The sequence below is a fragment of the Streptomyces sp. NPDC047515 genome, assembly GCF_040643055.1.
Classification (GTDB): Bacteria; Actinomycetota; Actinomycetes; order Streptomycetales; family Streptomycetaceae; genus Streptomyces.
The window spans coordinates 52662-72016 of the sequence record NZ_JBEYTM010000043.1; the positions used below are offsets into that span (position 1 = coordinate 52662).

Here is a 19355-nt window from a genome sequence, read left to right on the forward strand (position 1 = left end):
CGCGCACGCGCACGAGCTCGGCGCACGGGTGAACGACTCTCGGGGGATCGTCGTGTTCGGAATCGTCAGGCCCTGTACGCACCGGTTGTCCGAGGGGCTCAGGACCGAGTGGATGGCCCATCTCTGCGGGCTCTGTCTGGCACTTCGCTCGGACCATGGGCAATTCGCCCGCATCGTGACGAACTATGACGGCCTGATCGTCTCGGTCCTGACGGAGGCTCAGGCCGAACGCACCAACGGATGGCGGCGCACCGCGGGACCCTGCCCGCTGCGCGCCATGCGGACCGCTCCGGTCGCCCACGGCGAGGGAGCCAGGCTGGCCGCCGCCGTGTCGCTGGTGCTGGCGTCGGCGAAGGTACGGGACCACGTCGCCGACCGGGACGGCCTGTTGAGGCGCCGCCCGGTCGCTGCTGCCGCGCGCCGGGTCGCGGCGGGCTGGGACCGCGCCGGTGCGCGCACCGGCGCGCAACTCGGCTTCGACACGGCGCTCCTCGTCGACGCCGTCGACCGGCAGACCGGAATCGAGCTGCTCGCCGGGCCCGGCACCCCGCTGCTCACGGTCACCGAGCCCACCGAGACCGCCACTGCGGCCGCCTTCGCCCACACCGCGATACTCGCGGGCAGGCCGCGGAACGCGGAGCCGCTGGCCGAGGCGGGCCGGCTCTTCGGGCGCCTGGCGCATCTGCTGGATGCCGTGGAGGACCAGGAAGCTGACGCCGCGTCGGGTGCCTGGAACCCGCTCACCGCGACCGGCACCTCGCGGGCCGAGGCCCGACGGCTGTGCGACGACGCGCTGCGCGGGGTACGGCTGGCGTTGCGCGACGCGGAATTCACCGACGACAAGCTGGCCCACGTGCTGCTGGTGCACGAACTGCGGCAGTCGGTGGACCGGGCGTTCGGCACCACGGCGTGCTCGCACGGGGCGGGCGTTGCGGTACCGGACGGAGCCGGCCGCCCGTCGGGTGCGCGGCAGACCGGGTCCTTCGGCCCGCCGCCCGGCAATCCGTACGCGCCGAGCCCCGGAAATCCCTTCGGCCCGCCGCAGCCGCCGCCCGAGCCCCCGCGGGACCGGCGAGGACTGATCGCCGGCTGCCTGGTGTGGGCGGGGCTGGCCTGCACCTGCCAGATGTGCTGCGGCACCTTCGAGGACCCGTGGACCCGTCAGCGCCGCGAGGGACTGTGCAGTCAGTGCGACTGCTGCGATGCGTGTGACTGCTGCGGCAACTGCGGGGAGTGCTGCGACGGGTGCGATTGCTGCGACTGCGGGTGCGACTGTTGAGCGGAGGCCCGGTTCACGACGTGGCGGGACCGCGCCGTCCCGGCCCCGGAGCCGGGGCGGAGTCGGCTTCGGGACCCGGGCCAGCGATCCGCGTCAGGGACCCGCGCCAGTGATCCGGGCTCGGCCGGGCCGGGACCCCGCTTCCGCTCTTGGCTCCGGACCGCGGGTCCGTGTCACCTGATCTCGGGCGGTGAGATCTGCGAGGTCTTGATCGCCGACGCGCCGATGCCCCACTTCTTCAGGATCCGGTCGTAGGTGCCGTCCGCCTTGAGCGCGTTCACCGCGGCCTGGAACGCGGGTGCCAAGGGGGTGCCCTTCTTGAAGGCGAAGCCGACGTCGAGGCGCTTGAACTCGTTGAGGAAACGCACGCCCTTCTGCTGATCCACCGCGTACCGCAGCCCGTTGATGGTGGACATCACCACGTCGCTGCGCCCCTGCTGGAGCGAACCCCAGGTCGCCCCCTGGTCGTTGTAGGTCTTCACCTCGTACGGCTTCTTGCCCGCGTCGGGGCACCGGTGCCTGTTCTCCTCCAGCGTCACCTCGAACGTGGTGCCCGCGCCGGTGCCGACCGTCAGACCGCAGAGCTGGGTGAGATCGGTGACCTTCTTCAGCTTGCTGTCGTCGCGTACCGCGAACCCCTGGCCGTCATTGATGTACGTGACGAAGTCGATCGTCCTGCGGCGTTCCTCGGTCACCCCGAAGTTTCCGGTGCCCACGTCGTACTTGCCGCTGCCCAGCGCGGGCAGGATCGCCTCGAAGGAGGCCGTCTCACGCCTCAGCGTCAGCCCGAGCTTCCTGGCCACCGCGTCCGCGAAGTCGATGTCCGTGCCGGCCACCGTCTTCCCGTCGGCGAGGTAGGTGGCACCGGGCGGATTGCCGACGCTGGAGGCGATGGTCAAGGTGCCGGAGGCGCGGACGCCGGCGGGCAGCAGCTTCGCCGCCTCGTCCTTCCGCACCGACGACACGACATCGGTGGTCGGGACCTTTTCCTTCGCGTCCGCGGCGGCGCCGGCCGGCGCGGACGCCGGATCGCCGGACCCGCACGCGGTGAGGGCGAAGGTGGCGACGGTGATCAGCGCGAAGGCGGCGGTGTGCCGGGTTCGGGGCATGAGGCGTGGTTCTCCAGGGTCATCGGCCGTGAGCGGGCGCGGCGGCGGGCCCGTGGGCAGGGCAGCACGCGACGACCCCACGGCCGGGGCGAAGCGGGAAGCAGAGCGAAAGTCGACAGAACGAGAGATCGACACAGCACAGAAGGACGGTGGAACGGGAGAGGGGAGGGTGAAGCGATGTTGTGTACGTGAAGACGCGCGGGGAACAGTGCTCAGGCGCCGCACACGGCGCCAGGCGAGACGCGAGGAGATGCAGGGGGTCGGCTCAACAGGAGGAGGACCACACGCGACCGAAGTCGATGTGGGAGCGCTTGACCAGCCACTGCTGCGAATGCATGGCCCCAGCGGAACAGGCATCCGGTGGTCCGTCAACTGAACTGAGACGTACGGCTCACAGTGTGGACAAGCTTGACAACGCGCGGTGGACAGCGTTTATCTCGGAAGCGGACCGGCGCTGAGGGGCCCGGTCCGCGTTGTGTTCCTGCTGAAGACGCGCCCCGTGTTCGATCTCTGCATCCACGGAGCCCTCGCATGTCCGCGCAGACAGACACCCTCGCCTCCGCCCTGCCCGACCCACTCGCGAAGAGCGAGCGGACCGACCGCCTCAGGATCGTCCCGGCACGCCGAACAGGGCAGTGGGCAGGGGCAGTTGTCGCCCTGGCGCTCCTCGCCCTGGCCCTGAACTCCGTCATCCGAAACGACGCCTTCCAGTGGGACGTCGTCGCCGAGTACTTCACCACCACCGCCGTCCTGCGGGGCCTCGGCCTCACTCTCTGGCTGACGGCACTGGTCATGGTGCTCGGCTTCGCCCTCGGTACCCTGCTCGCCGTCCTCAGGCTCTCCGACAACCGTGTCCTGCAGGCGGCGGGTTGGGAATACATCTGGCTCTTCAGGTCCACCCCGATCCTGGTCCAGCTGCTGTTCTGGTTCAACATCGGCGCGCTCTACCCGGAGATCCTCGGCGTACGCACGGTCAACCTCCTCGGCCCCGTCACGGTCGCCGTCATCGGGCTCACCCTGCACGAGGCCGCGTATGCCGCCGAAGTCGTCCGCGGTGGCATCCTCTCCGTCGAACGCGGACAGATCGAGGCCGCCCAGTCGCTCGGCCTCAAGCCCTGGCGCCGGCTCCGCCGGGTCGTGCTGCCCCAGGCGATGCGCTCCATCGTCCCGCCCGCCGGGAACATACTGATCGGCAGCCTCAAGGGCACCTCGATCGTCAGCATCATCGCCGTACAGGACCTGCTGTACTCGGTACAGCTCGTGTACCACCGCACCTACCAGGTCATCCCCCTGCTGCTGGTCGCCACCCTCTGGTACGCCCTCGTGACCTCGCTGCTCAGCATCGGCCAGCACTGCATCGAGCGGCACTACGCGCGCGGCGCGGCCGGTGCCCGATGAGCCGGACACCGGCGCTCGTCGTCATCGGCGCCGGACCGCGCGGCACCGGCCTGATCGAGCGCATCGCCGCCAACCTCCCCGGCCTGTACGAGGGTTGCCTGCTGGACATCCATCTCGTGGACCCCCACCCGCCCGGCGGCGGGCGGATCTGGCGGCACGACCAGTCGCCGCTGCTCTGGATGAACTCCATGGCCGAGGACGTCACGATGTTCACCGACGACACTGTCCGGCTGGAGGGGCCGGTACGTCCGGGGCCCGCGCTGCACACCTGGGCGGCGGACATCCGGGACGGACGTCTGACGCTCTCGGAACAAGCGGTGCCGGAACCCGAACTCCTGTGCGAGATCAAGGCGTTGGAAGGGCAGGACTTTCCGAGCCGGCGGCTGCAGAGCGTCTATCTGCGCTGGGTGTACGAGCAGGCCGTGGCCGCGCTCCCCGAAGGCGTCACCGTCCACTGGCACCGGGGCAGGGCCGTGCGGGTGAGTGGTCCGCGCGAAGGGCGTCAGAGCGTCTGGCTGGAGGGGGTCGACAAGCCGCTCCTCGCCGACCTCGTCGCAGTCACCATCGGCCACCTGGACGCCGAACCGGATCCGGAGCAGGTCGAGTTGGCCGACTTTGCGCAACGGCACGGACTCGTCCACCTGCCGCCCGACTTCACCGCCGACACCGATCTGACCGGGCTGCCCGCGGGCGAACCCGTCATCGTCCGGGGCTTCGGACTCGCCTTCGTCGATCTGATGGTGCTGCTCACCGAGGGCCGTGGCGGGCGCTACGAGAACGGCGAGTACGAGCCGTCCGGAAGGGAACCGGTGCTGCACATCGGATCGCGCCGGGGCGTTCCGTACCACTCCAAGATCGGCTACGGCTGGCAGGGCGAACGACCTTTGCTGCCACGCTTCCTGGGCCCGGACCGGACCGAGGCACTGCTGAAGACGGACGAGCCGCTCGATTTCCGGCGCGATGTGTGGCCACATGTCGACAAGGAGCTCGGCTACGCCCACTACCACCGGCTTTTCACCGCCCACCCCGAGCGGACCACCATCGACTGGCACGATTTCGAGGCGAAGTACGCCACCGCGGATCCGGCCGGCCCCGAGCTGCGCGCCCTCGTGGCGGCAGCCGTACCCGACCCCGCCGACCGGCTCGACCTCGAAGCGCTCGACCGCCCGCTGGACGGGGTGCGCCACCCTTCGTACGACGCGCTCCAGGAAGGGCTGCGCGCCTACATCTCCGCGGACCTGGAACGCCGCCACGACCCCGGCCACAGCCCGGATCTCGCCGTCTTCCTCGGACTCCTCTCCGCCTACGGGCAGTTGATCCGGCTCGGCGACATCGGCGGCTGGTGGCACGGCTTCTTCAGCTACCTCGCCTCAGGACCGCCGGGCCCCCGGCTGCGTCAGCTCCTCGCGCTCTCCCGGGCCGGCGTCGTCCGCTTCCTCGGTGCCGGAATGACCGTCGAGGCCGATGAACGCCGGGGCGTCTTCCGGGCCGGCAGCGCCACCGTGCCGGGGGAGTCGATCGAGGCCCGCGCCCTGGTCGAGGCCCGGCTGCCCGACCCCTCGCTGGAACGCACCCGCAGCAGCCTGCTCCGGGAACTGTACGAGGACGGGGCCGCCGCCACCGACACCGGGCTGCTCTCCGTGGACCCCGACGACGGCCGGATCCTGGGCCGGGACGGACATCCGCACCCGCGCCGCTTCGCGCTCGGCCCGTTCACCACCGCTCGCGCCGGCGGAGCGTTCACCCGGCCTCGCACCGGCGGCCCGGCCTTCCGGCAGAACGACGCCACCGCACGCACGGCGCTCGCCTTCCTCCGGGACCTCGCCTGTAGCGACGGCCCCCTCGGCGCCTGACCGCGGCTCCGCGCGGAAGCACCCACGGAAGCACTCACCCCACCCCCGTACCCTCGCAGTTCAAGGACCCCTCATGTCCCTCACCAGCGATCCACCCGTCGACAAGGCGACAGGACCACACGTCGCCGCGCCCGCCGTCGCCGACCACGACGCGCTCACCGTCGTCCCCGTACGCCACTGGGGCAGCTGGGAGGACGACGCGGAGATCCGGGACGTCGCCACCGGACGTTTCATCGACCGCGACAAGCTGCACCACGTCGACTTCGAGGGCGCCTCCTTCTCGGTACGCGGCCCGGCCATCGTGCCCCGGCCTCCACAGGGCCACCCGGTCACGGTCGTCGACGGGACCGGTGGCCCGGCGAGGGAGACCGCGGCCCGCCACGCCGATGTCGTCCTCGTCCGGGCCACCTCCCCCGAGCGGGCCGCCGTGATCGGCGCCGATCTGCGCCGGCGCGCCGCGGCGCACGGACGCGATCCCGGCGCCCTCCGGGTCCTGGTCGCGCTCACCGTCGACCTCGGCGACGCCGAGACCGCCCCGGAACCCGGACTGGAGAGCGGACCCCCGCTCGCCGCCGGCGGCTCCTACTACCGAGGCGGTCCGGTCGACCTCGCCGAACTGATCACCCGGTGGCACCGCGGGGGAGCGGTGGACGGCTTCCACCTCACGCCCATCACCCCCGGGCGCGACCTCGAACGCATCGTCAACGGCACCGTGGCCCTGCTCCAGCACCGCAGCCTGTTCCGCACCTTCTGTCCCGGTGGCACCCTGCGCGAGCACCTGGGGCTGGCCCGTCCCGCCAACCGTTACGCCCTCGAAGGGGGAGAACCGGTGTGGAAGGGTTGAACGCATGAGCACGGAAACACACCAGCCGCACGATTCGGGTCAGGCGGCACAGGACTGGAAGCACTGGCACGAGGAGCGCACAGCCACGGTGTCCGCGCCGTACGGACCGCTCTCCCTCACCGGCACCCACTGGCTCTCCGACTACCCGGAAGGCTACATTCCGGGGGTGCCCGGACAGTGGCGGGAGGACGGCGAGGAGCTGCTGCTCAGCGCCATTGCCGCAGACGGCCTGACCCTCGACGGCCGGCCCTTCACCGGCCAGGTGCGCCTCACCGCCGACCGCGGCCCGATCGGCGAGTCCCGCGTCGCGCACGGCGAGCGGCGGCTGGTCGTGCTGAGCCGCGAAGGACTCTGGGCAGTACGGGACTTCGACCCTGGCTCGCCGGCGCGGCGTGCCTTCCGGGCCATCGAGGCCACCCCGTACGAGGCTCGCTGGGCGCTGCCGGGCACCTTCCGCCCGTACGACACCGCCCGTACGGTCCGGGTCGAGAACGCCGACGGGGTCGAGCGCGGCCTCGGGCTCGGCGGTGAGATCGCGTTCGAGCTCGACGGCGCCCGGCACACGCTGCAGGTCGCGGTCGAGCCCGATGGATCGCTCTGGGCGGTCTTCGCGGATGCCACCAGTGGGAACAGCAGCTACCGCTTCCGGTTCCTGCGGCCCGCGGCCCCGGCCGAGGACGGCAGCGTGACGGTGGACCTCAACCGCGCGCTGTTGCCGCCCTGCGCCTTCGCGGACCACTTCATCTGCCCCTTCCCGCCGCTCGGCAACACCCTTCCCGTCGCCGTCGAGGCGGGCGAGCGGAACCGAATCGACGGCTGACACTCCGCCACATCGCCGCAGGACAAAGGCCCCGGCAGCCCCTGGAAAGCACCACGGGCTGCCGGGGCCTCGCGGTGTGACACCACAAGTTCAGGCCAGAAGGCCCTCTTGCGCCAGAAGTTGACGCCTTGAATACTCCCGAGCAGCGCTTGTCAGGAGCACGGCATTCCGCACCGCGGGCGGGTATGCCGCCGTGCCGACGACTGCGCCTCACGGGCCCGACCACCCCACGGGCGGACCCCCGACTTCCCCTCGGGAGGAATGAAAAGTGAGGATCAAGCGCACCACCCCCCTCAGCGGCACCGCGAGACGCAGCAGGGCTGTCGCCGTCGCAGCAGGCCTCGTCGCCGTCGCCGCACTCGCCGTCCCCAGCGCCCAGGCCGACACCGCCCCCACCACCTTCAGCGCCAAGCAGCTCTCCGCCGCGAGCGACGCCGTGCTCGGCGCCGATGTGGCGGGGACCGCCTGGAGCATCGACCCGGCGACCGATTCCCTCGTGGTCACTGCGGACAGCACGGTCTCGCAGGCCGAGATCAAGCAGATCAAGCAGTCCGTCGGAGCCAACGCCGGCGCGCTGCGGATCGAGCGCACCTCCGGAAAGCTCAGCAAGCTGCTCTCCGGCGGCGACGCGATCTACGCCCCCGGCTGGCGCTGCTCCCTCGGCTTCAACGTCCACAGTGGCAACACCTACTACTTTCTGACGGCCGGTCACTGCACCGACGGCAATCCGCCCTGGTACACCAACTCCGCCAACTCGACGAGCATCGGCCCGACGGTCGGATCCAGCTTCCCGACCAATGACTACGGCCTGGTGCGGTACGACAATGCCTCGCTCGCCCACCCGGGCACCGTCGGCAGCGTCACCATCACCGGAGCGGCCAACGCCACGACCGGCATGTCCGTCACCCGCCGCGGCTCCACCACCGGCATCCACAGTGGCAGCGTCACGGGCCTCAACGCCACGGTCAACTACGGTAACGGCGAGATCGTCTACGGCCTGATCAAGACCAACGTGTGTGCGGAGCCCGGCGACTCCGGCGGTCCGCTCTACTCCGGCTCGAAGGCGATCGGTCTCACCTCGGGCGGCAGCGGCAACTGCAGCTCCGGTGGCACCACGTACTTCCAGCCGGTCACCGAGGCACTCAGCGCGTACGGGGTCACCCTCAACTGACACTCCAACACCCCGGTCCGGCCCTGGAGCAAGCAGTCGGCCGAGACGGAGCCCCCGCCCGGATTCGGGCGGGGGCTCCCGTTCACCCCGCATCTTTTGTGAGAATGTGGGGCAGGTCGGTCACGCAGGAGCAAACGGGGGGGATGCTGTGCCTTCCGGAGGGATGCCTTCCGGGTCCCCCGCAGACACTTCAGGGGGTTCCAGGTCCATGAAACGCATCGGAGTGACCGGCCATCGCAGCATTCCGCAGGAGGCCCATGCCCATGTGCTGGCCGGGTTACGGGCGGCGCTCTGCGGCCTCGAAGGCTCCTTGGAGGCTCTCTCCAGCCTCGCGGTGGGAGCCGACCAGCTCTTCGCCGACCTCGCCCTGGCCTGCGGGGCGGATCTGACCGTGGTCATCCCGAGCGGCGACTACGAATCCTGTTTCGCCGACGCGGCCGAACTCGCCCGCTACCGGGCCCTCAAGGGCCGGGCGGTCCGGGAGGTCCGGCTGGGCTACCCGCACTCGACCGACGAGGCGTACTTCGCGGCGGGCGCCTACATCGCCGACCACTGCGACCGGCTGCTCGCCGTGTGGGACGGAAGGCCGGCCCGCGGCCTCGGCGGCACGGGCGACATCGTGACGTATTCGATCAAGAAAATGATCGACTGAACCCGAAGAACGTATGACTGAAAACCGGCGTTGAATGACCGAACGCCATGGGGGTGGAGCAACGTCCGCTCCTCGCCTTCACTTCTCGGGTGCGGGTGCTCACACAGGACGGGGGTCGTGTGCACGCAACAACGCAGCAGCGAGCGGCGGACCATCGGCCGTACTTCTTCTTGAGTTATGCGCATACACCGGGGTACGGCGGTGGAACGGACCCCGATATGTGGGTCGAGCGGCTCTTCCAGGATCTCTGCGGCCATGTGATGGCCATGACCGATCTGCCCGCCGGCGCGCCCGCCGGGTTCATCGACCGCGAGATACGGTCCGGCGAGGGCTGGTCGGAGCGGCTCGGCGAGGTGCTCGCCACCTGCCGGGTCTTCGTACCGTTGTTCTCGCCGCGTTACTTCGCCAGTGAGATGTGCGGCAAGGAGTGGTACGCCTTCGCGCAGCGCGCCATTCACTACCGGGCCCGCTCCAATCGGCCGGCCGAGGCGATCGTCCCGGCGCTCTGGGTACCGGTGCCGCCGAGTCAACTCCCGGGCCCCGCAGAACGGTTACAGTTCAACCACCGTGACTTCGGAGATCGTTACGTCAGCGACGGACTCTACGGACTGATCAAACTCAGGCTCTTCGCCGAGGAATACGAGCGCGCGGTGTACGAACTCGCCAAGCGCATCGTCAACGTCGCGGACACCATAAGGATCGGCACCGGCCGTCCCGTCGACTACCGGCTGGCGCCCAGCGCCTTCGGCCCGCCGAACAGCGGGGTCGGCGGCCCCCGCCCCATGCAGGTGACCATCGCGGCCCCCACCCGGCACGATCTGCCCGAGGGGCGCAACGCCGACTACTACGGCGACAATCCGCAGGACTGGAACCCCTACCACCCGGCCGCCGCGCGCCCCCTGGCCTATGTCGCCGAGGACCTGGTGCGCTCCCTCAACTACCAGGCCACCATCTCCTCCTTCGACGAGGAGTCGGGGCATCCGGAGGGCAAACAACCGCCCAGCAGGCCGGAGATCCTGCTCGTCGACCGCTGGGCCCTGCAGGACGAGGACCGGCGCCGGCGGCTCGCCGCCTTCGACGCCGAGAACCGCCCCTGGGTGACCATGGTCGTGCCGTGGAACCGCGAGGACCACGAGAGCCGGGCAGCCGAGGCCGAGCTGACCGAGAAGCTCGAACAGACCATGCCGACCAAGATGCGCCAGGGGCGGGCCTACTGCCGGGGCGCCGCCAAGGGCGTACCCAGCATGGAGGCCTTCGGGCAGATCCTGCCGCAGGTGGTCGAGGCGGCGGCCCAGCAGTATCTCAGGCACGCGGCGGTCTACCCGCCCGCCACCGGAGGCGGACACACCGAACGGACCCGGCTGATGGGGCCGATGGCGCAGACGCACTACATCCCCGAGACACATGACCCTGCGACGGATGCGGAGGACACGGATGACAGCCGGTCGTGACGGGCGCATCGTCACCTTCTACTCGTACAAGGGCGGCACCGGGCGGACCATGGCCCTGGCCAACACCGCCTGGATACTCGCCGCCAACGGAAAACGGGTACTGGCCGTCGACTGGGACCTGGAGGCACCGGGGCTCCACCGTTTCTTCCACCCGTTCCTCGACCCGTCGACACTCGGCGCCACCACCGGCGTCATCGATCTGATCACCGAGTACGCGTGGGCGGCGACCAGCCCCGTCCAGCGCGCCGACGACTGGCACCGCGACTACGCCCGCATCCAGCCGCACGCCGTGTCCCTCACACCCGAGGGGCTCGGCTGGGAGTTCCCACACGGCGGCACCCTCGACTTCGTCTCCGCCGGACGACAGAACCGCGAATACTCCGCGACCGTCTCCACCTTCGACTGGGACAACTTCTACGACCGGCTCGGCGGCGGCCACTTCTTCGACGCCCTGCGCGACGACATGAAGGACAACTACGACTACGTCCTGATCGACAGCCGGACCGGCCTCAGCGACATCGCCGACATCTGCACCGTCCACCTGCCCGACGTCCTCGTCGACTGCTTCACCCTCAGCGACCAGTCCATCGACGGCGCCGCCTCGGTCGCCCGGCAGATCTCCGAGCGCTACACCGGCCGCCCCATCTCCATCTTCCCGGTCCCGATGCGCATCGACGAGGGCGAGAAGGAGAAGGCCGATGCCGGGCGGGCGCTGGCCCGGCTGAAGTTCGACCGGCTGCCGCGCGACCTGTCCGGCGACGAACTCACCGCCTACTGGGGCGCGGTGGAGATTCCCTACCGCCCCTACTACGCGTACGAGGAGACCCTCGCCACCTTCGGCGACGAGGCCGGGCTCACCAACTCGCTGCTCTCGGCCTTCGAGCGGCTCACCGCCGTCATCACCGACCAGCAGATCACCTCGATGCCACCGGTCGGCGAAGAGGTACGGCTGCGCATCCGTGACGCGTTCACCCGGCGCAGGCCCGCGCTGCCCGCCGATCTCTTCCTCAGCTACGTGGCGGAGAACCGGATGTGGGCCGACTGGATCGAATCCGTGCTCACCCGGGCCGGGTTCCGTGCCGTACCGCGCGATGTGTCCGCCGAGCGGGAGGCCGCGGAACCGACCGCCGTCGGCAACGAGAACGCCGCCCGAACCGTGGTGCTGCTCTCCAGCGCCTACCTCAAGTCACAGCGCGCGGTGAACCTCTGGGACCGGGCCGTGGCGGAGGATCCCGGCGGCGGCCGACGCCATCTGCTGCGCTCAGGGTCGGTGACGTGCGGCTGTCCGCGCCCTACATCGACCGCAACCCCGTCGATCTCTTCCGGCTCGACGAGGTGCATGCCACCGCCGCCCTGCTGCGCGCCCTGGACCGGCCCGTACAGCTCACCGACGGCGTGGCGCCCGGACCGCGGTTCCCCGGCACCGTCCCCAGGATCTGGAACGCGCCGCCGCGCAACCCCGGCTTCACCGGCCGCTCCCTGGTCCTGGAACGGATGCGTGACCAGCTCGGTGGCGGCATGGCCGTCGTACTGCCCCAGCCGCAGACCCTGTACGGACTCGGCGGTGTCGGCAAGACCCAGGTCGCCCTGGAGTACGTACACCGCTTCATGGCGGACTACGACCTGGTCTGGTGGATATCGTCCGAGCAGACCGACGACGTGGTGGCCTCTCTCGCCGAGCTGGCCGTGCGGCTCGGTGCCCAGGGCGGCGACGACATGGCGGCCGCCTCCCAGGAGGCCGTGGACCTGCTGCGGTGCGGCGTGCCCTCGGACCGCTGGCTGCTGGTCTTCGACAACGCCGACGACCCCGAGCGGCTCAGCTGAGCGACGAGGACGCCGCCCAGGTGGCCACCGCGGTCGGTGACCTGCCGCTCGCCGTCGAACAGGCGGCGGCCTGGATCGCGGAGACCGCCACCCCGATCGACACCTATCTCGAACAGCTGGCGCAGCAGGCCCCCGAGGTCCTGGCGCTCAACCAGCCGGCCGGTTACCCGGAGCCGGTCGCCGCGACCTGGAACATCTCCATCCAACGACTCAAGGAGCGTTCCCCCGCCGCGGTGCGGCTGCTCCAGCTCTGTGCCTTCTTCGCTCCCGAGCCGATCTCGGGGAGTCTCCTCTACAGCAAGGAGATGATCGAGGCGCTGAAGCCGTACGACGCCTCGCTCCAGGAGAAGCTGGTGCTGGGCCGGGTCATCCGGGAGATCGGCCGGTTCGCCCTCGCCAAGGTCGACCAGGTCTCCAACTCCATCCAGGTGCACCGGCTCGTCCAGGCCGTCATCCGGGCGCAGCTCAGCGAGCAGGAGCAGCAGGACGCCCGGCACGCCGTCCACCGCATTCTGGCCGGCGCCCAGCCCGACGACGACGAACCGATCGACAACCCCTCGACCTGGCCGCAGTTCGCCACCATCTGGCCGCACCTCGGGCCGTCCGACGCACGCAACTGCAAGGAGCCCGAGCCCCGCAGGCTGTTGATCGACCGGGTCCGCTACCTCTGGAAGCGAGGTGACTTCAGGACCGCCGCCGCGCTCTGCGAGGAGCTGCGCGCCATCTGGAAGGAGACGCTGGGGGAGCGGGACATCCAGTACCTCTACCTCTGCTTCCGCCTCTCCAACATCTACCGCTCGCACGGCCGTTACATGGAGGCGAGGGAACTCGACGAGATCACCCTGGCGACGCAGCGGGAGGTCTTGGGCCCGGAGCATCCGCACACGTACATGAGCACCAGCAGCCTGGCGACGGACCTCGGCACGCTCGGCGAGTACACCAGGTCGATCGAGCTGGCGACCGAGGCCACCGACGGGTTCAACCAGATCTTCCACGATTCCCACCCCAGGACCCTGGCGGCGGCCAACAACCTGGCTTTCACCCTGCGGTCGATCGGGCAGTACGCCAGGGCCAGGGAGATCGACCAGGACGTCTTCGACCGCCGGGTCGAGGTGCTCGGCGCGGAGCACCCGTACAGCCTCTCCTCGACCATGAACCTGGCCCGCGACCTGCGTGACGTCGGACGGTACGAGGATTCCGTCGGCATCCTCAGCCGTACGTACGACAGCTACAAGGCCACACTCGGCCGGGCCTTCCCCGGCACGCTGAGCGCGGCGAAGAGCCTGGCGGTGTCGTTGCGCCGGGCGGGCAGGCTGGAGGACGCCCGCAGGCTCACGGTGGCCACCCGGGCCCGGTACCGGGCCAAGTACACCGCCGCCAACCCGGAATGGCTCGCCTGTGACCTCAACCTCGCGGCGGACCTGTACGCGGCGGGCGAGGCGACCGAGGCCAAGGACACGGCACAGGAGGTCGTCGACCAGTACATGAAGGTGCCGGGCGAGAAGCACCCGTACACCCTCGCCGCCCTGAACAATCTCGCCGTCTACCAACTGGGCGTCGGCGCGGTGGAGCAGCCGGAACAGGTGCTGACCCGGGTGGTCGCGTCGATGCGGGAGGTGTACGGGCAGGAGCACCCCAACACCCTGTTCTGCGTCATGAATCTGGCCAACGCGACGGCCGAACGGAAGGTGGCAGGACAGCTCAGGCGCGTCCTCGGGGCGCACCATCCCGAGACCCTGGCCATGATGTCCAACATGGCGGTCACGCTCGATGCGATGGACCGCAAGGACGAGGCGTCGCGGCTGCGGGCGGAGACGGGGGACGAGCTTGCCAGGCAACTCGGCGACGACCACCCGATGACCCGGATCGCCCGGAACGAGAGCCGGTTCGAGCGCGAACTGGAGCCGATGCAGGTCTGAGGGCGCCTTTGAATCGCACGCACCAGACCGTGTCCGCCGTCCGATCGAAGGCCGCCCGACAGGCTCTGAGGGCGCGGGAGCGTCCGGCCGTCACCGGACGCTCCCGTTTCTCCCGGTACTCACCTGACAGATGGGTCCAGCAGCCAGTTGAGGATGCCGGGCAGGGCGTGCAGTGCGTCGAAGTGCGCGGCCGCCGGCTCCACCACGACGGTGGAGTTGGGGATGCGCTCGGCCAGCCAGCGGGAGTGGCCCACCGGCGAGAACACGTCCTTCTCGCCGTGCCACAGCAGCACCGGACCCGTGATGTCCGCGGGGTCGAAGCCCCAGGGCCGGCTGAAGGCGATCGCGTCGTCGATCCAGCCCCCATGCCGAAGTGTGCAGTCCCTCAGGGTAGTTGCGCAGCAGCATGGTGCGGACCCCGGCGTCGTTGACCACCATCCGGTCGGAGTCGGTCAGCTCCCGGCGCAGGTCGTCGATGAGCCGGACCGGGTTCTTCCTGATCACCGCGGACCGTGAGATGAACGACTCCACGAGCCCGTCCGGATCGGCTGCCGCGGTGGAGTACGCCAGCACATTGGAGGCGGCCATCCCGTCGAACCAGTCGAGCCCGTCGGCGCCCCAGGGGGCCAGCCCGACCAGCGCGGCGGTACGGGTCACCCGCTCCGGCATCATCGCTGCACAGGCCAGGGCGTGCGGGGCGCCACCGGACCGGCCCGCCACGGCGAACCGCTCCAGCCCGAGGTGGTCGGCGATGGCCCGTACGTCCTGGACGGCGTCGGCGACACAGCGGCCAGGCAGCCGGTCGGATTCGCCGTATCCCGGCCGGTCGTAGGTGATGAGCTGTGTCTTGCGCTGGTACAGCACCATGCCGCGCGGAGCCGGACCGAGCCTGCTGCCGGGCATTCCGTGCAGGAGGAAGACCGGTCTGCCACGGGGATCACCGAGACGCTCCACCACCAGATGCCGCCCGTCCGTTGCGCGCACCCGACTACGCACTCCGTGCCTCCTCCGTGTGCCCGACTTTTCCCGCCCGATTCGATGATGACTCATCAGAACACTTATCGTGATGGTGCGTTGGGGAACCGTGGAGGTCTTCGGGGGCGCGTTCGTCATTCCGTCCGGTGCCGGTCGACGGCGCTACTGCCGTGGGACCTCGACCTCGGCGCGGATCGCCCGCATGATCGGGGCGGCATCGGCGGCGGTGAAGCCGAGCTTGGTGCCGGTGCCGTCGGTCTTCGGGATGAGGGTGATGCCGGCGGCGGTGGTCGGAGTGAACCAGGAGCAGGTGGAGACCGCTGTGGCGAGCATGTCGGTCTGGAGGAGGACGGTGTTACAGATCGCCCGGCCGCCGTGCGGGCCGGGCTCGGCGTCGATGGCGCTGGTGGTGGCCCGGTCGCCGGCGTCGTCGTCGTGGACCGCCGGGAGCTGGTTGAGGATGTCGTGCAGGTGGTCGGGCTCGAAGCCGCTGCCGGTGACCCCCGTGTAGAAGATCCACGCGCCGTCCGCCCGGTCGTCGTAGTAGGCGCGTACCGGTGTGCCGGACACGCCGAGACGCGCGGCGTTCTTCCGGGTGTCGTCGTTGAACCTCCGCACCGTGTCCGCCGGTGGCTGACCCTGCGGATAGCCGGCCGCGACCTGCGGGGCACTGAGCGCCCACGAGCTGCCGCTGTTCCCGTTGTTCTCGTTGTCGCCGCTGTTTCCGTTGGTGCCGCCGCCGGAGGGCCCGCTCCGGGCAGTGGGGGCGGCAGGGCCGTCGGACGAGTCGACGGAAGGGCCGCAGGCCGAGACCAGGGCAGTCCCAGCAGGGCGCAGACCACGGCCAGCGCGGCAGCGGGACGACCGGGACGACCGGGACGCGGGGCGGACGACACTCGGACGCGCTTCGGAACGGAACTGGCCATGTGCAGCCTCCTTGTGAACGGGACATGACCGGGCTTCGGACATGCCTGTGCCAGGGTGGGTGCCGCCGAAGCCCTCGGGATATCGGTGAGTCTCGCAGCCGCACGGCCGCGAGGCAGCCCCGTTGCACAGCGATGCTTAACCCCCCTCGACAGAGGCACTGGCGGTGCGTCGGTACAGTTCGTGGTACATCCCCCGACACGGAGGAGGGTGGCGCGCATGGACCTCGACCCCAGGCGCCTGCTGGTCCTGAGCGCGATCGCGCGGAGCGGCGGCCTCGCCCCGGCGGCGCGCCTGCTCGGCCTTACGCGTTCGGCGGTCTCGCAGCAACTGGCCAGCCTGGAAAGAGAAGTGGGCCTTCCGCTGGTCGACCGCTCGGGCACCCGGCTGGAACTCACCGCGGCCGGACGGACGCTCGCCGCCACCGGGGACCGCATCGGCCAGGAACTCACTCGCGCGGCACAGCAGCTGGGTTCGGTGAACCAGCAGGTGATCCAGGGGCCGGTGGCGATCGGGGCGACATCGTGGGTGCTGGCCCGGGTCGCGGTCCGGGCGCTGCGGCTGCTGGCCCGGTCGCATCCGCGGGTCGAGCCGAGGTTCGTGGAGGCCGGGCCGGCGAACGGCCTGCAACAGCTGCGGCTGGGCGAGCTGCACGTCCTGGTCATCACCGACGACCGGGACACCGCGCTGCCGCTGCCGCCCTCGGTACGGGCGCAGGTGCTCAGCGAGGACTACTACCGTGTGGTCGTCCCGGCCGCCTGGGGCGAGCCGACCGCCGCCGCCGAACTCTCCGGCCGTCCATGGATCAGCGCCCCGGCGCACTCCGCTCGCGGTCGCGCCTTCGCCCGGTTCGCGGGCGTCCACGGGGTCGTGCCGTCGGTCGAGCACCTGGCCGACCACATGATCGCCGTCCAGGCGCTGCTGGCCGGGCAGATCGGGGCCGCGGTCCTGCCCGCGCATTTCGCCGCCCAGCTGGAGCAGGTGACGGTGACGGCGTTGCCCGTCACCGGCAGCCAGATCACCCGGACGCTCCACCGCACCGGCCCCGGCGCCACCGCCGCGGCCGCCCGGGTGGTGGCCGACGTGTTGCAGCAGGCGGCCCGTGACCACGCCGAGGCGGCGACCGTCGCCGGACACACGAAAGGCGACATCACAGTCCGTACGCTGTACGACCCCACCGAGGTACCTCCGCTCTCACCCTCGCGTCGCACGCCGGGCAGGCCGTAGGCGTACTGCCCTGCGAGGGCGTGTCCGCGAAGTCCCGCCCGGCGTAGACCTGCTCTCCGGCCTCCGCATGACAACGGGCTCGCCCGCATCACCTGTACTGATGCGGACGAGCCCGTTGTTCCGTTCAGGGCGCCTTGCCGGGACTACCCGCGCGCGAGCCCGACGAACGCCGCCCACTCGCCCTGACCGACCCGCAGTACCGGTCCGGCACCCGCGGCCTTCGAGTCCCGTACGTACACCGCACCGGCGTCGGCAGCCACCTCCACGCAGTCGCCGCCGTCCGATCCGCTGTAGCTGCTCTTGAACCAGTACAGTTCGTCGACGCTCTCGGATACCTGCTCCACGCTCATGTCTCTCCCACCAGCCGTTCGATGAGCCGCAGACGCCTCGACGTTCAGGGCCTGCGATCGCAGCTTGCCATATCGCAACCCGAACGAGCTGATCTCTGTCGGATCACCGACGACACATCCGACGCCTTGTGACTCGAAGTAGCCGAGGTGCCGGAATTCCTTCGTCTGAACCGTTACGAACGGCCCGTTCTTTCCGGGATGGAACCCCAGCCCGGCCGGCATGATCTGAATCTCGACATTGCGCAATCTGCCAACCTCCAGCAGGCGTTGCCACTGATCGCGCATCACGTTGCTGTCGCCCACAGGGTCGCGCAGCGCCTCCTTCCCGATGATGAACGACAACTCCGCCGACGGGTCCCGCGTCAGCAGCTTCTGCCTGCTCAGACGCGCTTCCGTGTGCTGGTCGATGATTTCTTCGCTGAACGGCGGACAGTGGCCGCCGAACACGGCACGCGCGTACGCCTTCGTCTGCAGCAGGCCCGGCACCAGCAGCGGGTCGTACGAGAAGCGGCTCAACACCTCCGCCTCGATGAGGGCGAAGTTACGGAAGAACTTCGGCAGTTTGGCCCGGTCCACCTCGGCCTGGAGCACTTCCAGTACCCCGCCCGCGGACAGCACCCGGTCCGCCACGACGGTGAACTCCTCCTTCGCCGGGCGTCGTCCCTGCTCGACCGAGGCGACCTGTTCCATGGAGTAGCCGATGGCATCCCCCAACGCCTGCTGTGTCAACCCAGCCCGATTCCACAGGTGTTGGAGGAGTATTCCGTAGGCGACCCCCACGCCCGGCAGCTCGCTGTTCTCCTCCTTCGGCTTCGTCGCGCGACTGTTCCGCATATCCCGCATTGCCCTCACGCCCTTTCCCGCCACCGTCCCGACCCGCCCGCAGTCCCGTAGCGCTGGCTCCTCAACCCCACTACGGCTGGGCAAGGTTCAACGGAATTGCCCTATCCAGGGACACGGCGTTCGCCCCGTACGGCACCCGTACAGGACCCGTACGACCGGCCGGCGGCACCGGCCGCGGGTTCACCGTCTCCCGGGATCCGCGCCGATGACGACCGTTCGCGCCCACCCGGGCGGGGAGCCCGGGACGTAGTGGGGATCGTCGCCCTCGTCCCACGGCCGGGGAAACAGGCCCACCACCGTCCGGCACGGCGGCTGTGTGCTCGGCCAGGGGGTCTGGCCATCGGTCAGGACCACGACGACATCGGGCCGCGGCTGCATCCGGAGGGCCCTGGCGAAGCCCGAGCGCAGATCCGTGCCCCCGCCGCCCACCAGCGGGATTCCCTCGGCATGGCACAGCGGATGCGCGACCCGGGCCGCCGCGTCGCACGGAAGGACGGTGATCAGGTCGCGACGGCCGCCGACCGCACGGGAGATCGCGGCAACCTCCAGGAGCGCGCTGCCCAGTTCGGTGTCGCTGACCGACGCGGAGGTGTCGATGACCACGGCGACCCGGGGCGGTCTGCGCCTCAGAGCCTGTCGGGTGGCCGGTTGATTACGCTGCGATGTAGTCCTCGACGGTGTTGGCTCGTGCGGTCTTGCGGTGGGATTCATGGCTC

At 70.3% G+C, this 19355-nt stretch carries 11 protein-coding genes and 4 pseudogenes; 10 read left to right on the forward strand and 5 right to left on the reverse strand.

The genetic code is table 11. The features are described 5' to 3' along the window. Positions 1-52 precede the first annotated feature (52 nt). Positions 53-1279 carry a DUF5685 family protein gene (locus ABZ826_RS28590; protein WP_361454364.1) on the forward strand — a complete coding sequence of 409 codons (1227 nt, stop codon included), beginning with the start codon at positions 53-55 and terminating at the stop codon, positions 1277-1279. Positions 1280-1452: 173 nt separating this feature from the next. Here the strand turns inward: ABZ826_RS28590 and ABZ826_RS28595 are convergent, their stop codons facing one another. Further along, positions 1453-2388 carry an ABC transporter substrate-binding protein gene (locus tag ABZ826_RS28595; protein WP_361454324.1) on the reverse strand — a complete coding sequence of 312 codons (936 nt, stop codon included), beginning with the start codon at positions 2386-2388 and terminating at the stop codon, positions 1453-1455. Between the two features lie 531 nt (positions 2389-2919). On the opposite strand from ABZ826_RS28595, the gene ABZ826_RS28600 reads away from it, so the two are divergent. The 8 genes and pseudogenes from ABZ826_RS28600 to fxsT all read left to right on the forward strand — a co-directional run bounded on the left by ABZ826_RS28600 (position 2920) and on the right by fxsT (position 14320). Next, a complete protein-coding gene (locus ABZ826_RS28600; protein ID WP_361454327.1) occupies positions 2920-3786 on the forward strand; it encodes an amino acid ABC transporter permease in 867 nt (288 codons plus the stop codon). After that, positions 3783-5639: an FAD/NAD(P)-binding protein gene (locus ABZ826_RS28605; protein WP_361454330.1), complete on the forward strand. Its 1857-nt coding sequence runs from the start codon at positions 3783-3785 to the stop codon at positions 5637-5639. The genes ABZ826_RS28600 and ABZ826_RS28605 overlap by 4 nt, the downstream gene beginning before the upstream one ends. Before the next feature lie 184 nt (positions 5640-5823). Then, a pseudogene (locus ABZ826_RS28610) lies at positions 5824-6483 on the forward strand (LLM class flavin-dependent oxidoreductase); the annotation flags it as partial. A gap of 4 nt (positions 6484-6487) precedes the next feature. Further along, positions 6488-7303, forward strand: a complete 816-nt coding sequence (locus tag ABZ826_RS28615) for a DUF1684 domain-containing protein (RefSeq protein WP_361454333.1) — start codon at positions 6488-6490, stop codon at positions 7301-7303. A gap of 268 nt (positions 7304-7571) precedes the next feature. Further along, positions 7572-8474, forward strand: a complete 903-nt coding sequence (locus ABZ826_RS28620) for a S1 family peptidase (protein ID WP_361454336.1) — start codon at positions 7572-7574, stop codon at positions 8472-8474. 208 nt (positions 8475-8682) lie between these two features. After that, entirely contained in the window at positions 8683-9126 is a 444-nt protein-coding gene (locus ABZ826_RS28625) for a hypothetical protein (RefSeq protein ID WP_361454339.1), read from the forward strand. Between the two features lie 95 nt (positions 9127-9221). Beyond that, positions 9222-10577, forward strand: a complete 1356-nt coding sequence (gene fsxC / locus ABZ826_RS28630; protein ID WP_361454367.1) for an FxsC protein — start codon at positions 9222-9224, stop codon at positions 10575-10577. Next, positions 10561-14320: pseudogene (gene fxsT / locus ABZ826_RS28635) on the forward strand (FxSxx-COOH system tetratricopeptide repeat protein). Before fsxC ends, fxsT begins: the two are co-directional and overlap by 17 nt. Before the next feature lie 119 nt (positions 14321-14439). On the opposite strand, the pseudogene ABZ826_RS28640 reads toward fxsT, so the two are convergent. Further along, positions 14440-15316, reverse strand: a pseudogene (locus ABZ826_RS28640) (alpha/beta fold hydrolase). 141 nt (positions 15317-15457) lie between these two features. Beyond that, on the reverse strand, positions 15458-15913 hold the full coding sequence (locus ABZ826_RS28645) for a hypothetical protein (protein ID WP_361454342.1): 456 nt from the start codon (positions 15911-15913) through the stop codon (positions 15458-15460). Between the two features lie 525 nt (positions 15914-16438). Here ABZ826_RS28645 and ABZ826_RS28650 point away from each other — a divergent pair. Then, entirely contained in the window at positions 16439-17446 is a 1008-nt protein-coding gene (locus ABZ826_RS28650; RefSeq protein ID WP_361454345.1) for a LysR family transcriptional regulator, read from the forward strand. A gap of 143 nt (positions 17447-17589) precedes the next feature. Here the strand turns inward: ABZ826_RS28650 and ABZ826_RS28655 are convergent, their stop codons facing one another. Both ABZ826_RS28655 and ABZ826_RS28660 read right to left on the reverse strand, forming a co-directional pair. After that, the gene (locus ABZ826_RS28655; RefSeq protein ID WP_361454348.1) at positions 17590-18630 is read right to left on the reverse strand and encodes a Scr1 family TA system antitoxin-like transcriptional regulator; all 1041 of its coding nucleotides are present in this window, start codon (positions 18628-18630) and stop codon (positions 17590-17592) included. Between the two features lie 189 nt (positions 18631-18819). Further along, positions 18820-19272 (reverse strand): annotated as a pseudogene (locus ABZ826_RS28660) (VWA-like domain-containing protein); the annotation flags it as partial. Positions 19273-19355 lie beyond the last annotated feature (83 nt).

Bases quoted from the DNA above. Each gene is read 5' to 3' on its own strand.
- ABZ826_RS28625 (WP_361454339.1), top strand. From the start codon at position 8,683: ATGAAACGCATCGGAGTGACCGGCCATCGCAGCATTCCGCAGGAGGCC.
- ABZ826_RS28650 (WP_361454345.1), top strand. From the start codon at position 16,439: ATGGACCTCGACCCCAGGCGCCTGCTGGTCCTGAGCGCGATCGCGCGG.
- ABZ826_RS28615 (WP_361454333.1), top strand. From the start codon at position 6,488: ATGAGCACGGAAACACACCAGCCGCACGATTCGGGTCAGGCGGCACAG.
- ABZ826_RS28655 (WP_361454348.1), bottom strand. From the start codon at position 18,630: ATGCGGAACAGTCGCGCGACGAAGCCGAAGGAGGAGAACAGCGAGCTG.
- ABZ826_RS28605 (WP_361454330.1), top strand. From the start codon at position 3,783: ATGAGCCGGACACCGGCGCTCGTCGTCATCGGCGCCGGACCGCGCGGC.
- ABZ826_RS28600 (WP_361454327.1), top strand. From the start codon at position 2,920: ATGTCCGCGCAGACAGACACCCTCGCCTCCGCCCTGCCCGACCCACTC.
- ABZ826_RS28595 (WP_361454324.1), bottom strand. From the start codon at position 2,388: ATGCCCCGAACCCGGCACACCGCCGCCTTCGCGCTGATCACCGTCGCC.